The organism is Nonomuraea recticatena, from assembly GCF_039533245.1.
In the GTDB taxonomy this organism is placed as follows: Bacteria; Actinomycetota; Actinomycetes; order Streptosporangiales; family Streptosporangiaceae; genus Nonomuraea; species Nonomuraea roseola.
Genome location: NZ_BAAATE010000018.1, coordinates 80,010 through 92,330, shown reverse-complemented (window position 1 = coordinate 92,330; position 12,321 = coordinate 80,010). Strand labels below are relative to the sequence as shown.

Below are 12,321 nucleotides of genomic sequence, written 5' to 3'. Positions count from 1 at the left end.
TCAGTGTGCCGTAATTCCTTCCCCCATCTCAAATGAATGGGGAATGCAATTTCTCACGCAGGCAAGCCTTACCTAACCTGCGAAAACACGCCCGCGGCCGAGAAGGACGAAAACCAGGAGCGAGCCGATGATGAGCGCCAGCATGACCACGGCCATCGGCACCGCCGTCCCCGAGCCCGCCAGACCCACGAGAGGGGCGGCCACCGCCCCGAACGCGAACTGCAGCACGCCGAGCAGCGCGGAGGCGCTGCCCGCGATCTGCTGGGGCTGACCGGCCAGCGCCAGCGCGCCGGTCCCCGGCAGCACGAGGCCCGCGCCGCACATGATGACGAACAGCGCGGCCACCACGCCGGCCAGGCCGAGGTCCATGGAGGCGGCCAGCACCAGCAAGGCGCCGCCCGCCAGGCTGACCAACAGGCCGACCAGCACCAGGCGGGCGGGGTGCACCCGGCCCGCGAGCCTGCCGCCGACCTGGGCCATGACGGTCAGTCCGAAGGCGTTGAGGCCGAAGACGAGCGAGAACTGCTGCGGCGTGGCGCCGTACACCTCCTGCAGCACGAAGGGCGAGCCCGAGATGTAGGCGAACATGCCGGCGAAGGCCAGGCCGGCGGCCAGGGAGCAGGCCATGAACGAACGGTCGCGCAGCAGCCGCCAGAACGTGGCGGCGGTCTGCCTGAGCCCGCCGCCCTCCCTGTCCTCGGCCGGCAGCGTCTCCCTCACGCCCGGCAGCACGGCCAGCAGCAGCACCACCCCGGCCAGGCTGAGCGCCACGAAGATGCCGCGCCAGGAGGTGAAGGAGAGCAGCTGGGCGCCCGCGATCGGGGCGAGGATCGGGGCGAGTCCGCTGACCAGCATGAGCGTGGCGAAGATGCGGGCGATGGCGGCGCCGTCGTAGAGGTCGCGCACGACGGCGCGGACGATCACCAGCGCGGCGCCGCCCATGACGCCCTGCGCCAGACGCAGCACGATCAGCGCGGTCACCGAGGGGGCGAAGGCGCACAGCAGGGAGGCCAGCGTGTATCCGGCGACGCCGACGATCAGCGGGATCCTGCGCCCGTGGACGTCGCTCAGCGGTCCCGCCAGGACCTGTCCGACGCTGACCCCGATGAGACAGGCCGTCAGCGTGAGCTGGACCTGCGCGGGCGCCGACAGCATCTCGGCGGTGATGGCGGGCAGCGCGGGAAGGTACATGTCGATCGAGAGCGGGCCGATGGCCGACAGCGCTCCCAGGATCAGCAACAGCAGTCCGCGGCGGTTCCCCCTGGCAACAGGTGTGGCTTCTGCCACGGACATGCGTGAACCCCTCTCCCTCGTAGGCCGTGGCCCACGAGGGCCGAGGGATCAAACCTCCATCTGGTCCGCCGAATTCCCGAATTTCGGGTGATTTATCACGCCGTTTCGGTGAGCTGGATCAGGGACAGCGCCGTGCCCTGCGGATCGAGGATCATGCCGAACCTGCCGGGCGGGGAGTCCATCGAGTCGATCAGGACCGTCGCGCCCAGCGACTGCGCCCTGGCCATGGTCGCGTCGAGGTCGGCGACCGCGAAGTAGGTCGCCCAGTGCGAGGGGGTGCCCTCGGGGTAGTTGGGCGACATCTCGATCATCCCGGCGATGCTCTTGTCGTCGGCCAGCCACTCGGTGTAGGTCATGCCGTCCATCTCGGTCGGCTTGGGGGTCCAGCCGAAGACGGTGGTGTAGAAGCGCGCGGCCGCCTGCGGGTCGCGGGTGACCAGCTCGTTCCAGCAGAACGAGCCCGGCTCGTTGACCAGTTCGGCGCCCTGGTGGTTGCCCGCCTGCCAGACGGAGAAGAAGGAGCCGTCGCCGCCCTGGAAGACGGCCATCGTGCCCTCGTCGAAGACCCGCATCGGCTCCACGACCACGCTGCCTCCCGCGTTCTTCACGCGGTCGGCGGTGGCGGCGGCGTCGTCGGTGGCGACGTAGACGTTCCAGACGGGAGGCATCCCCTCCCCCATGATCGGACCGACGCCCGCGACCTTCTTGCCGTTGTGGACGAACTGCCCGTAGCCGCCGGCGGCCGGATCGTCGGCCATCTCGGCACTCCAGCCGAAGATCTCACCATAGAAGGTGACCGACGCCTGGACGTCGGGGCTCGACAGGTCGACCCAGCACGGGACGCCCGCCTCGTAACTACTACGTACCGACATGGCACTACCTCCTGTCGCCTCACACACAATCACGCGACGAAGGTCACATCAGTTGACTTGGCGAGCTCTTTGGTGATTTCTCGGCAACGAAAGCGCTCATGGCCGCCTGCCGCGCTGACCGCGCCAGCAGGTCCCTAAACTCGTGGCCATGAGCTCCCCTGCCGTCGAGGTCATCGAACTGGTCAAACGCTACGGCGGCACCACCGCCGTCGACGGGTTGACCCTTGCCGCCGAGCGCGGCGCGGTCACCGCCATCCTCGGCCCCAACGGCGCGGGCAAGACCTCCACCATCGAGATCTGCGAGGGCTTCCGCAGGGCCGACGGCGGCACGGTGCGGGTGCTGGGCGCCGATCCAGGTGACTCCTCGCTGCGGGCGAGGGTGGGCGTGATGCCGCAGGCGGGCGGGGTTCCCCCGGCGATGAGGTGCGCGGAGTGGCTGCGCCTGATGTCGCGCTTCCACGCCCGTCCCCTCGATCCTGCGGCCCTGCTGGCCAGGCTGGGGCTGACCGAGCACGCCCGCACGCCGTACCGGCGGATGTCGGGCGGCCAGCAGCAGCGGCTCTCGCTGGCGGGGGCCGTCATCGGCCGTCCCGAGCTGGTCTTCCTCGACGAGCCGACGGCGGGCCTCGACCCCCAGGCCAGGCGGGCCTGCTGGGAGCTGGTCACCGACCTGCGCGCGGCGGGCGTGGCCGTGGTGCTGACCACCCACTACATGGACGAGGCCGAGCGGCTGGCCGACCATGTCGTCATCATCGACAGGGGCAGGGTCGTGGCCGAGGGCAGCCCCGCCACCCTCACCGGCGCCGAGCGGCAGCTGCGCTTCCGCGCCAGGCCGGGCCTCGCCCTGGAGGAGCTGCTCAGCGCGCTGCCCGCAGGCTCTGCCGCCAAGGAGTCGCCGGCGGGCCACTACATCATCGAGGGCCACGTGGGGCCCGAGCTGCTGGCCACCGTGACCGCCTGGTGCGCCTCCGAGGGCGTCACCGCCGACGACCTGTCCATCGAGCGCCGCACGCTGGAGGACGTCTTCCTCGAACTGACCGGCAGGGAGCTGCGATGACCACCCTCGACCTGACCCCGGCCCCGAAGGCCGCGCCGTTCCCCCGCATGGTGCTGGCGCAGGCTGGGGCCGAGGCGCGGGCGATCCTGCGCAACGGCGAGCAGCTGATGCTCACGCTGATCATCCCGGTGCTGCTGCTGGTCGGCTTCTCGCTGGCGCCGCTGGTCGACGTCGGCGAGGGCCCGAGGGTGGACTTCCTCGCTCCCGGCGTGCTGGCGCTGGCGGTCATGTCGACCGCCTTCACCGGGCAGGCGATCGCCACGGGCTTCGAGCGGCGCTACGGCGTGCTGAAGCGCCTTGGCGCCACCCCTCTGTCCAGGCCGGGGCTGCTGCTGGCCAAGACCTTCGCCGTCATCGGGGTGGAGCTGCTGCAGGCCGTGGTGATCGTGGCGGTGGCGCTGGCGCTGGACTGGCAGCCGCGCGGCTCCATGGCCGCCGCCGTCCTGCTGGTGCTGCTCGGCACCGCCGCCTTCAGCGGGCTCGGGCTGCTGATGGCGGGCGTGCTGCGCGCGGAGGCGACTCTGGCCGCGGCCAACCTGGTCTACCTGGTGCTGCTGGGGTGCGGAGGGGTGATCTTCCCCCTGACGGTCTTCCCCGACGGCGTGGAGCCGGCGCTCGCCCTGCTGCCGATCTCGGCGCTGACCGGTGGGCTGCGAGCGGTGCTGGCCGACGGCGCGGCGCTGCCGCTGGGCGCGGTGGCGGTGCTGGTGGCGTGGGCGGCGCTCACGCTGGGCCTCGCCTCACGCACCTTCCGCTGGGAGTAGCTCCCCACTCCGACGGGAGTGCTGGGACGGGGCCACCTCGCGGGAGCGCTGTCGGAGCGGCCGAGTAAGCTCGGCACCTTCCGTACCACTTCCTCCCGAGGAGTCCCGTGACCGCCTTCGCCCTCGACGGGCCCGCAGATCGTCTCAAGGCGGCGCTGCCCCGTACGGGCGGCCTGCTGCGCAGCGCCGCCGACTCCGTGCCTCCTTCGGGCCTGGTGCTGCTCGCGATCTTCTCGGTGCAGCTGGGCGCGGGCTTCGCCAAGGAGCTGTTCACGGCGTTGCCGCCGTCGGCCGTGGTGTTCCTGCGGATCGCGGCGAGCGCGCTGATCCTCGGCGCGGTGTCGCGGCCCAAGCTCAGGGGGCTGGCCTGGCGCGACTGGGCCGTCGGGCTCGGCTTCGGCCTCATCCTCGCCGTCATGAACCTGTCCTTCTACGAGGCGCTGGCCAGGTTGCCCATCGGCATCGCGGTGGCGATCGAGTTCCTCGGGCCGCTCGGGGTGGCGATCGCAGCCTCCCGCCGCAGGGTCGACCTGCTGTGGGTGGCCCTCGCGGGCGCGGGCATCGCGCTCATCGCGCCGTGGAGCGAGTCGGCGGCGGTGAGCTGGCTCGGCATCGGGTTCGCGCTGGTGGCCGGGGCCTGCTGGGCGGGCTACATCCTGCTGTCGGCCGCCGCGGGGCAGCGCTTCCCCGGCACGACGGGGCTGTCGTTCGCGATGATGGTGTCGGTGGTGGTCGTCGCGCCCGTGGGCATCACCACAGGCGGCACCGACCTGCTGCAGCCCTGGGTGATCCTGATCGGGCTCGGCGTGGGGCTGCTGTCGTCGGTGATCCCCTACTCGCTGGAGCTCCAGGCGCTGCGCCGGATGCCCAAGCACGTGTTCGGCATCCTGATGAGCCTGGAGCCCGCGGTGGCCGCGCTGATCGGACTGGTGCTGCTCGGCGAGTTCCTGCACGTCCAGCAGTGGGCGGCCATCATCTGCATCGTCGCGGCCAGCCTGGGCGCGACGCGCTCCTCCTAGCCGCTACTCGGCCCAGATGTCGCGCACGTGGTGGATGTGCTCGCCCATGATGCGCTCGGCCGCGCTCCTGTCGCCCGCCTTGAGCGCGTCGAGCAGTTCGAGATGCTCGCGGGCCGAGTCGGTCAGGGTGCCGCGCTCCGACAGCTGCGACAGGCCGTACAGCCTCGCTCTGTTGCGCAGGTCGCGCACCACGTCCACCAGGTGGGCGTTGCCCGACAACGCCAGCAGCTCGACGTGGAAGCGCAGGTCGGCGTCGACGTAGGCGAGCAGGTCGGCGCGCTCCGCGGCGTCGACGATCTCCTGGGCGACGGGCCTCAGGAGCTCGAACTCCTGCGCGCGTGAGGAGTCGGCGAGCCTGGCGATGGTCGGCACCTCGATCAGCTGGCGGATCTCGGTCAGCTCGTCGAGGTCGCGGTCGGACAGCTCGGTGACTCTGAACCCCTTGTTGCGCACCGCCTCGACCAGGCCCTCCTTGGCCAGGTCGAGCATGGCCTCGCGGACAGGGGTGGCCGAGACGCCGAACTGGGCGGCCAGCACGGGGGCCGAGTAGACCACGCCGGGCCGCATCTCGCCCGTGACGAGCGCGGCGCGCAGCGCGTGTGCGACCTGCTCGCGCAGGCTCTGCCGTTCGCCCACGACCGGAAGGTCGAGCCGATCGTCCGCAGCCATCCCGGCTTCCCTACTTTCGTCCGTCTACGGTGCCGGGCCCGCTCACGGGCCCTCCTGTCGGGTCCACGCCTCGTAGGCGGCCGCCGCCACCACGAGGTCCTCCCACGCCATGCCGACGCTCTTGAAGACCCGCGGCCCCTCACCGAGGGTGACGCGGCCGGTGACCAGGTCGGCCAGGTTGCCGGCGAGATGACCACTGGTGATCGTACCGCCGCGCAGGGGAATGACCACATCCCCCGCCTCGGACAATGCCGTCCCGCGGGCCTCCACGACGACGGTGGCGCGGGTGACGAGATCGTCATCGATCTCCCTGGCGTCGGGCTCGTGCGATCCGACGGCGACGACGGTGGCGCTGTCGCGGGTGAGCCTACCGGGGAAGAGGGGGGTTCTGGAGGTGGTACAGCAGGCGATCAGGTCCGCTTTCCCGACGGCCGAGGCGACCAGGTCGCCGAGGCCACGGGAGGCGGCGCCGGTGGACGCCGGCTCAGGGTGCAGCGCCTCGGCCGCCAGGCCCAGCGCGCGGCAGCGGTCCGCGAAGGCGGCGGTCCTGCCGGGGTCGCGCCCCACCACGGTGACCCGCTCCAGCGGGCGGACCTCGCGCAGGGCCAGGACGTGCCCCCATGCCTGCGGTCCCGTGCCGAACACCAGCAGCCGGGAGGCGGCCGGGAGCGCGAGGTGCCTGACGGCCAGGGCGGACAGCGCGGGGGTGCGCAGCGAGGTGAGGGCCAGGCCGTCCATGACGGCGAGCGGGGCCAGGCTGTCGCCGTCGAACAGCAGGTAGGCGCCCTGGATGCGGGGCAGCCCCCGAGCCGGGTTGCCAGGGGCGACGCTGACCACCTTGACGCCCGCGTAACGTCCGGCGGCCGCTGGCATGAGCAGGAACTCGCCCCGCCCCGCGGGCGCGGCCGTGCGCGCCTGGGCCTGCTCGGGGTCGAAGCCCGAGGCCAGCGTCTCCTCCAGGACCGCGACGGCGCGTGACACGGGCACCAGCCCTTCCAGGCCCCCGATGTACGGCAGGCCGCTCACGACGCGGTCCGCTCGACGGCCGGCAGGAGGGGGCCGGTCGGGACCAGAGGCGCGGATCCGGCCCCGACCGACATGCTCGCGAGGCGGCTCATCGCAGCGTGAACCCCGTCCCGATCGGATCGTGTGGGTCGAGTTCGAAGCTGTGGCGCCCCGTACGGTAGGCCATGCCCTCGATCTCGGGAATCACGCCTTCCGCCGTGGTCTCGGCGACCCAGGCCTTGAACGAGGAGCCCACGATGCTGTCGTGGGTGAGCGTGAACCCCTCGGGCAGCTCGTCGGCCAGCAGCGCCAGCCGCGCGGCCGTCCCCGAGCCGCACGGCGACCTGTCCACCTCGCCATCGGCGAAGACGGTCACGTTGCGCTGGTGGGCGGGCCCGAGCACGTCGTAGAAGATCACTCCGTAGATCCCTGACAGGCGCTCGTCGGTGGGATGCCGCGCGGCCGGATGTCCTGCCAGCGCCGCCTTTATCCGCCGTCCGTGCTCGATCAGCGCGGTGAGGTGCTCGGGCCGTACCGACAGTCCGAGGGAGGCGGCGGGCAGCGAGGCGTAGATGGCCCCGCCGTACGACACGTCGACCTCGCTCCCGCCTGCGGGCACCGAGCGGGCAAGCACGTAGGAGGGGACGTTCCTGAAGGTGACCGCGGTGATCCGGCCGCCCTTCATGAGCACCCTCGCGGTCACCCTGCCGGAGGGGACGTCGATCACCACGTCCGTGACGCCGTCGGGGTCGGCCTCGACCAGCCCCTCGCGCACGGCGTGGACGCCGAGCGCGATCGTGCCGTGCCCGCAGGCGGTGGAGTAGCCGTCCTTGTGCCAGAACAGCACGCCCAGGTCGGCCCCCTCGTCGTCGGGAGGGACGAGGAAGCAGCCGTACATGTCGGCGTGCCCGCGCGGCTCGTGGCACAGCAGCCGCCGCACGCGGTCGACCTCCTCGCTGCCCGCGGCCGTGCTCCTGCGCTCCAGGACGGAGGCGCCCCCGATCTCGGGCGCCCCGCCGACCACGACCCTGAACGGCTCTCCGCCGGTGTGGTAGTCGATCGTCTGGATCATGATCCTCCCAGGTAGGCCTCGACGACCCGAGGGTCGGAGCGGAGCTCCTCGCCCGTCCCCGACAGGGTGCCGACCCCGTTCTCCAGGACGTATCCCCTGTGGGCGATCTTCAGCGCCGCCGAGGCGTTCTGCTCGACCAGCAGCACCGCGGTGCCCGAGGCGTTGATGTCCGCGATGAGCTCCATGACCTGGGCGACGACGAGCGGCGCCAGGCCCATGGAGGGCTCGTCGAGCAGCAGCAGGCGGGGGCCCGTGACCAGCGCGCGGCCGATGGCGAGCATCTGCTGCTCGCCGCCCGACAGCGTGCCGCCCTGCTGGGCGCGGCGCTCGGCCAGGCGGGGCAGCAGGCCGTAGACGTGGTCGATGCGGCGCCTGATCTCCGCCTGGTCGCGCACGAGGTAGCCGCCGAGCTGGAGGTTGTCGTGCACGGTCAGCGTGCTGAAGATCCTTCGTCCCTCGGGGGCATGCACCAGGCCCCTGGAGGTGATCTTGTGCGCGGGCAGGCCGGTGATGTCCTCGCCGTCGAAGACAACGGTGCCGCCGCTGGGCCTCACCAGGCCGGAGGCGGCCGACAGCGTGGTGGTCTTGCCCGCGCCGTTGTTGCCGAGCAGGGCGACGATCTCGCCCTGGCCGACGGTCAGCGACAGGCCGCGCAGCGCGTGCACGCCGTCGTAGTGGACGTCGAGGCCGCTGATCTCAAGCATGGGCGTCGCTCCCCAGGTAGGCCTCGATGACGGCGGGGTCGCGGCGCACCTCTTCGGGGCGGCCGTCGGCGATCTCCTTGCCGAAGTTGAGCACCACGATGCGTTCGGAGACCTGCATGACCAGGCCCATGTCGTGCTCGATCAGCACGATCGCGACGCCGAGGTCGCGGATGCGCCTGATCAGGTCGAGCATCTCGGCCTTCTCCGCGTGGTTGAGCCCCGCCGCGGGCTCGTCCAGCAGCAGCAGCCGCGGGTTGCGGGCCAGGGCGCGGGCGATCTCGACGCGCCGCTGCTCGCCGTAGGGCAGGTTGCGGGCGGCGGAGTAGCGGTCGCCGCGCAGGCCCACGAAGTCCAGCCAGTGGTGGGCCTGGTCGGTGCACTCGCGCTCGGACCTGCGGTAGCGCGGGGTGTGCAGCAACGCGTCGAAGACGCTCTGCTTCAGCCACAGGTGGCTGCCCGCGCGGACGTTGTCGAGCACCGACAGCTCGCCGAACAGCCGCAGGTTCTGGAAGGTACGGCTGATGCCGAGCCCCGCCACGGCCGAGGGCCGCAGGCCGAGCAGCGAGCGTCCCTCGAAGGTCATCGCGCCCGACGTGGGGCGGTAGAAGCCGGTCACGCAGTTGAAGGCGGAGGTCTTGCCCGCGCCGTTCGGGCCGATGACCGAGACGATCTCGGCCTCGCCGACCGAGAAGCTGAGCCCGTCGATGGCCAGCAGCCCGCCGAAGGCCAGGCGCAGCTCGTTCACCTCCAGGAGCGTCACTTGAGGGCCTCCTTCGAGCGAGCCGGCCACAGGCCCTGCGGCCTGACCAGCATGACGATGATGAGCAGCACGCCGAAGACGAAGAAGCGGTAGTCGGCCGCCTCGCGCAGCAGCTCGGGCAGCAGGCTGATGACGATGGCGCCCAGCACCACGCCCGGCACCGAGCCCATGCCGCCCAGCACGACGGCCATGAGCACCAGGGCCGACTGCAGGAAGGTGAAGCTGTTGGGCGAGATCGCCGACAGGTGCCCGGCGAACAGCACGCCCGCCAGGCCTCCCCAGACCGCGCCCGCGATGTAGGCGGCCAGCTTGACCCGGTAGGTGTGGACGCCCGTGGCCTCGGCGGCGTCCTCGTCCTCGCGCACGAACCGCATCGCCCTTCCCAGCCTCGACCTGCCCAGACGGGAGGCGCCGATCACGGCGACGGCCACGATGAGCACGGTGAGGTAGTAGAAGACGACGGGGCTCTCGGTCAGGCTCGGGATGCCGTAGATCCCCGAGGGTCCACCCGTGACGGGCAGGTTGTTGGCGGTGATGCGGATGATCTCGCCGAAGCCCAGCGTGACGATCGCCAGGTAGTCGCTGCGCAGGCGCAGGGTCGGCGCGCCGATGACGATTCCCGCGATGACCGTCACCACCAGCACCGCGGGGATCGTGGCCAGCAGCGGCAGGTCGAAGCGGGTGGCCAGGACCCCGCTGGTGTAGGCGCCGACGGCGAAGAAGGCCGCGTAGCCCAGGTCCAGCAGGCCGGTGTAGCCGACCACGATGTTCAGTCCCGAGGCCAGCATCACGAAGATGGCGGCGCTGGTCATGACCGACAGCGCGTACGGCGTCGCGTTCACGAACGGCGCCAGCAGCGCGATCAGCAGACCGCCCAGGCCCACCCACCGGTTGTCCAGCAGCCGGGACAGGCGGGTCCTCGGGCCCTTCGCGCCGATCTTGCGAGGGGCTTCGGGGGCTTTGGTCTCGTTCACACCCGCTCCGTCACACGCTCGCCGAGCAGACCCGTCGGTCTCACGGTCAGGAACAGGATCAGCACGCCGAAGGCGAACACGTCCCGCCATTCGCCGCCCAGCCAGTAGGTGCCGAACGACTCCAGCAGGCCCAGCACCAGACCGCCCAGCATGGTGCCGGGGATGTTGCCGATGCCGCCGATGACGGCCGCGGTGAAGGCCTTCAGCCCGATGAGGAAGCCCATCAGGAAGTCGATCTTCCCGTAGTAGGCGCCGGCCATCACGCCGGCCGCGCCCGCGAGCGCCGAGCCGAGGAAGAAGGTCCTGGAGATCACCGCGTTGACGTCGATGCCCATGAGCGCGCTGGTGCGCGGGTCGAGCGCGATCGCCCGCATGGCCCTGCCCTCACGGGTCCTGGTGACCAGGAGGTTGAGGCCGACCATGAGGACGATGGCCACCCCGATCAGCGCGAGCTGCTGGAGGGTGAGCCTGGCGCCGAGCACCTCGATGGAGGTGCCGCTGAGCCGTACGGGATAGACCCTGGGGTCGGGGCCCGTGGCGGCGCGCATGCCGTACTCGATGGCGAAGGAGGCGCCGACGGCGGTGATCAGCAGTGACAGGCGGGGCGCGCCGCGCAGCGGGCGGTAGGCCACCCGCTCGAGCACCACGCCCGCCAGCCCCGTGCTGACCATGGTCAGCAGCAGGACCGCCATCAGCACGGGCAGCGTCATCGCCGCCGAGACCCCGCCCAGCGCGGACAGGACGGCGAAGCCGCTGAACGCGCCGAGCATGTAGAGGTCGCCGTGGGCGAAGTTGAGCAGCTTGATGATGCCGTAGACCATGCTGTAGCCGAGCGCCACGAGGGCGTAGAACGACCCGACGAACAGGCCGTTCCAGACGAGCTGTGTCATGACAGGGCATCCTGAAGGGCGAACTTGTCGCCCTTCCACACCAGGATCTGGAAGCCGCCCGCCGACAGCGTGTGCTCGGGGGTGAACTTCAGCGGACCGGAGAACATCGTGAACCCGTCGATCCCCTCGAGCGCGGAGATGACCTTGGCGCCGTCGGTGGAGCCCGCCTTGGTGATCGCCTCCGCGGCCAGCCGCACGGCGTCGTAGGCCTGGTTGGAGTAGGGCCCGGGGGCGGAGCCGAACTTCTTGGTGTAGGAGTCGATCCAGCCCTTGGCGTCGGGCAGGGTGTCGGGAATCGGGGTCATGGTGGCGAAGACGCCCTCGGCCTCGTCGCCGGCGATCTCACCGAGCTTGGGAGAGACCGAGCCGTCGGCGACCATGATCGCGCCCTTGTATCCGGCCTGGCGCAGCTGCCTGATGATCAGGCCGCCCTCCTGGAAGTAGCCCGTCCAGTAGACGAAGTCGGCCTTCTTGTCCAGGACGTTGGCGATGTTGGCGCTGTAGTCGCTCTCCTTGGGCGTGACCGCCTCGGTGATGACCACCTTGTCGCCCAGCAGCGGCTGGGTGCGGACCGCGATGTCCTTGGAGTAGCTGGTGTTGTCGTGCATGAGCGCGACCTTGGTGGCGCCCTGCTTGGTGATCCACTTGGTGGCCGACTCCGCCTGCTGGGTGCCGGTGCCGTTGATCAGGAAGACGTGCTTCAGCTTCTGGTCGACCAGCTCCTGCGAGTTGGCCGCCGGGATGATCATGGGTATGTTCGCCTTGCCGAACACCGGCAGCGTGGGCAGCGTGGCGCCCGAGCAGTAGCCGCCGATGGAGACGTGGACACCCTCGGTGACCACCTTGTTGGCCGCGGCCACGGCCGTCTGCGCGTCACAGGCGTCGTCGGCGGCCTTGAGCTCGAGCTGGCGGCCGAGGACGCCGCCCTTGGCGTTGATCTCCTCCACCGCGAGCTGCGCGGCGTTGGTCATGTACGGGCCGATGGCGGCCTCGCTGCCGGACTGGGGGACCAGCATGCCGAGACGGATGGGGGCCTTGTCGTCCTGCTGGGCGGCTCCACCGTCGCCGAGCAGACCCTGACCGCATCCCGCCAGCAGCATGGCGGCCGCCACCAGGGAGGCGACTTGCGTTGAGCGCATGTGACTCTCCTCACGTGAGTGATGTGTGACATCACACCGATGTGCCGGTGGCCGGTCAAGCTCCGATATCAGACCGTTAGGGTCCTAACACGCACCTGAAGCG

The 12,321-nt window shown here is 71.0% G+C and carries 13 protein-coding genes; 3 read left to right on the top strand and 10 right to left on the bottom strand.

The window, feature by feature from the left end; translation table 11 throughout:
* Window positions 1-72: 72 nt before the first annotated feature.
* Both ABFX50_RS29840 and ABFX50_RS29835 read right to left on the bottom strand, forming a co-directional pair.
* Entirely contained in the window at window positions 73-1,293 is a 1,221-nt protein-coding gene (locus tag ABFX50_RS29840) for a multidrug effflux MFS transporter (protein ID WP_346150881.1), read from the bottom strand.
* Window positions 1,294-1,388: 95 nt separating this feature from the next.
* On the bottom strand, window positions 1,389-2,165 hold the full coding sequence (locus ABFX50_RS29835; protein ID WP_346150879.1) for a VOC family protein: 777 nt from the start codon (window positions 2,163-2,165) through the stop codon (window positions 1,389-1,391).
* Between the two features lie 148 nt (window positions 2,166-2,313).
* Between ABFX50_RS29835 and ABFX50_RS29830 the strand changes: the two genes are divergently transcribed.
* From ABFX50_RS29830 to ABFX50_RS29820, 3 genes are all read left to right on the top strand, one after another.
* Entirely contained in the window at window positions 2,314-3,222 is a 909-nt protein-coding gene (locus ABFX50_RS29830) for an ABC transporter ATP-binding protein (RefSeq protein WP_183661917.1), read from the top strand.
* Complete coding sequence (locus ABFX50_RS29825) at window positions 3,219-3,986, top strand: ABC transporter permease (RefSeq protein WP_346150877.1); 768 nt, start codon at window positions 3,219-3,221, stop codon at window positions 3,984-3,986. The genes ABFX50_RS29830 and ABFX50_RS29825 overlap by 4 nt, the downstream gene beginning before the upstream one ends.
* Window positions 3,987-4,093: 107 nt before the next feature.
* Window positions 4,094-5,005, top strand: a complete 912-nt coding sequence (locus ABFX50_RS29820; RefSeq protein WP_346150875.1) for an EamA family transporter — start codon at window positions 4,094-4,096, stop codon at window positions 5,003-5,005.
* Between the two features lie 3 nt (window positions 5,006-5,008).
* On the opposite strand, the gene ABFX50_RS29815 is transcribed toward ABFX50_RS29820, so the two are convergent.
* From ABFX50_RS29815 to ABFX50_RS29780, 8 genes are all read right to left on the bottom strand, one after another.
* On the bottom strand, window positions 5,009-5,674 hold the full coding sequence (locus ABFX50_RS29815; protein WP_183661923.1) for a GntR family transcriptional regulator: 666 nt from the start codon (window positions 5,672-5,674) through the stop codon (window positions 5,009-5,011).
* 42 nt (window positions 5,675-5,716) lie between these two features.
* Window positions 5,717-6,700: an ornithine cyclodeaminase family protein gene (locus ABFX50_RS29810; protein ID WP_346150872.1), complete on the bottom strand. Its 984-nt coding sequence runs from the start codon at window positions 6,698-6,700 to the stop codon at window positions 5,717-5,719.
* Between the two features lie 88 nt (window positions 6,701-6,788).
* Entirely contained in the window at window positions 6,789-7,751 is a 963-nt protein-coding gene (locus tag ABFX50_RS29805; RefSeq protein ID WP_346150870.1) for a proline racemase family protein, read from the bottom strand.
* Window positions 7,748-8,455, bottom strand: coding sequence for an ABC transporter ATP-binding protein (locus tag ABFX50_RS29800; protein WP_346150868.1), 708 nt, complete (start codon window positions 8,453-8,455; stop codon window positions 7,748-7,750). The genes ABFX50_RS29805 and ABFX50_RS29800 overlap by 4 nt, the downstream gene beginning before the upstream one ends.
* Window positions 8,448-9,215 carry an ABC transporter ATP-binding protein gene (locus ABFX50_RS29795; protein ID WP_346150866.1) on the bottom strand — a complete coding sequence of 256 codons (768 nt, stop codon included), beginning with the start codon at window positions 9,213-9,215 and terminating at the stop codon, window positions 8,448-8,450. The genes ABFX50_RS29800 and ABFX50_RS29795 overlap by 8 nt, the downstream gene beginning before the upstream one ends.
* Window positions 9,212-10,189, bottom strand: coding sequence for a branched-chain amino acid ABC transporter permease (locus tag ABFX50_RS29790; RefSeq protein WP_346150864.1), 978 nt, complete (start codon window positions 10,187-10,189; stop codon window positions 9,212-9,214). The genes ABFX50_RS29795 and ABFX50_RS29790 overlap by 4 nt, the downstream gene beginning before the upstream one ends.
* Entirely contained in the window at window positions 10,186-11,079 is an 894-nt protein-coding gene (locus tag ABFX50_RS29785; protein WP_346150862.1) for a branched-chain amino acid ABC transporter permease, read from the bottom strand. Before ABFX50_RS29785 ends, ABFX50_RS29790 begins: the two co-directional genes overlap by 4 nt.
* The gene (locus ABFX50_RS29780; protein ID WP_346122398.1) at window positions 11,076-12,218 is read right to left on the bottom strand and encodes a branched-chain amino acid ABC transporter substrate-binding protein; all 1,143 of its coding nucleotides are present in this window, start codon (window positions 12,216-12,218) and stop codon (window positions 11,076-11,078) included. The genes ABFX50_RS29785 and ABFX50_RS29780 overlap by 4 nt, the downstream gene beginning before the upstream one ends.
* Between the last annotated feature and the right edge of the window lie 103 nt (window positions 12,219-12,321).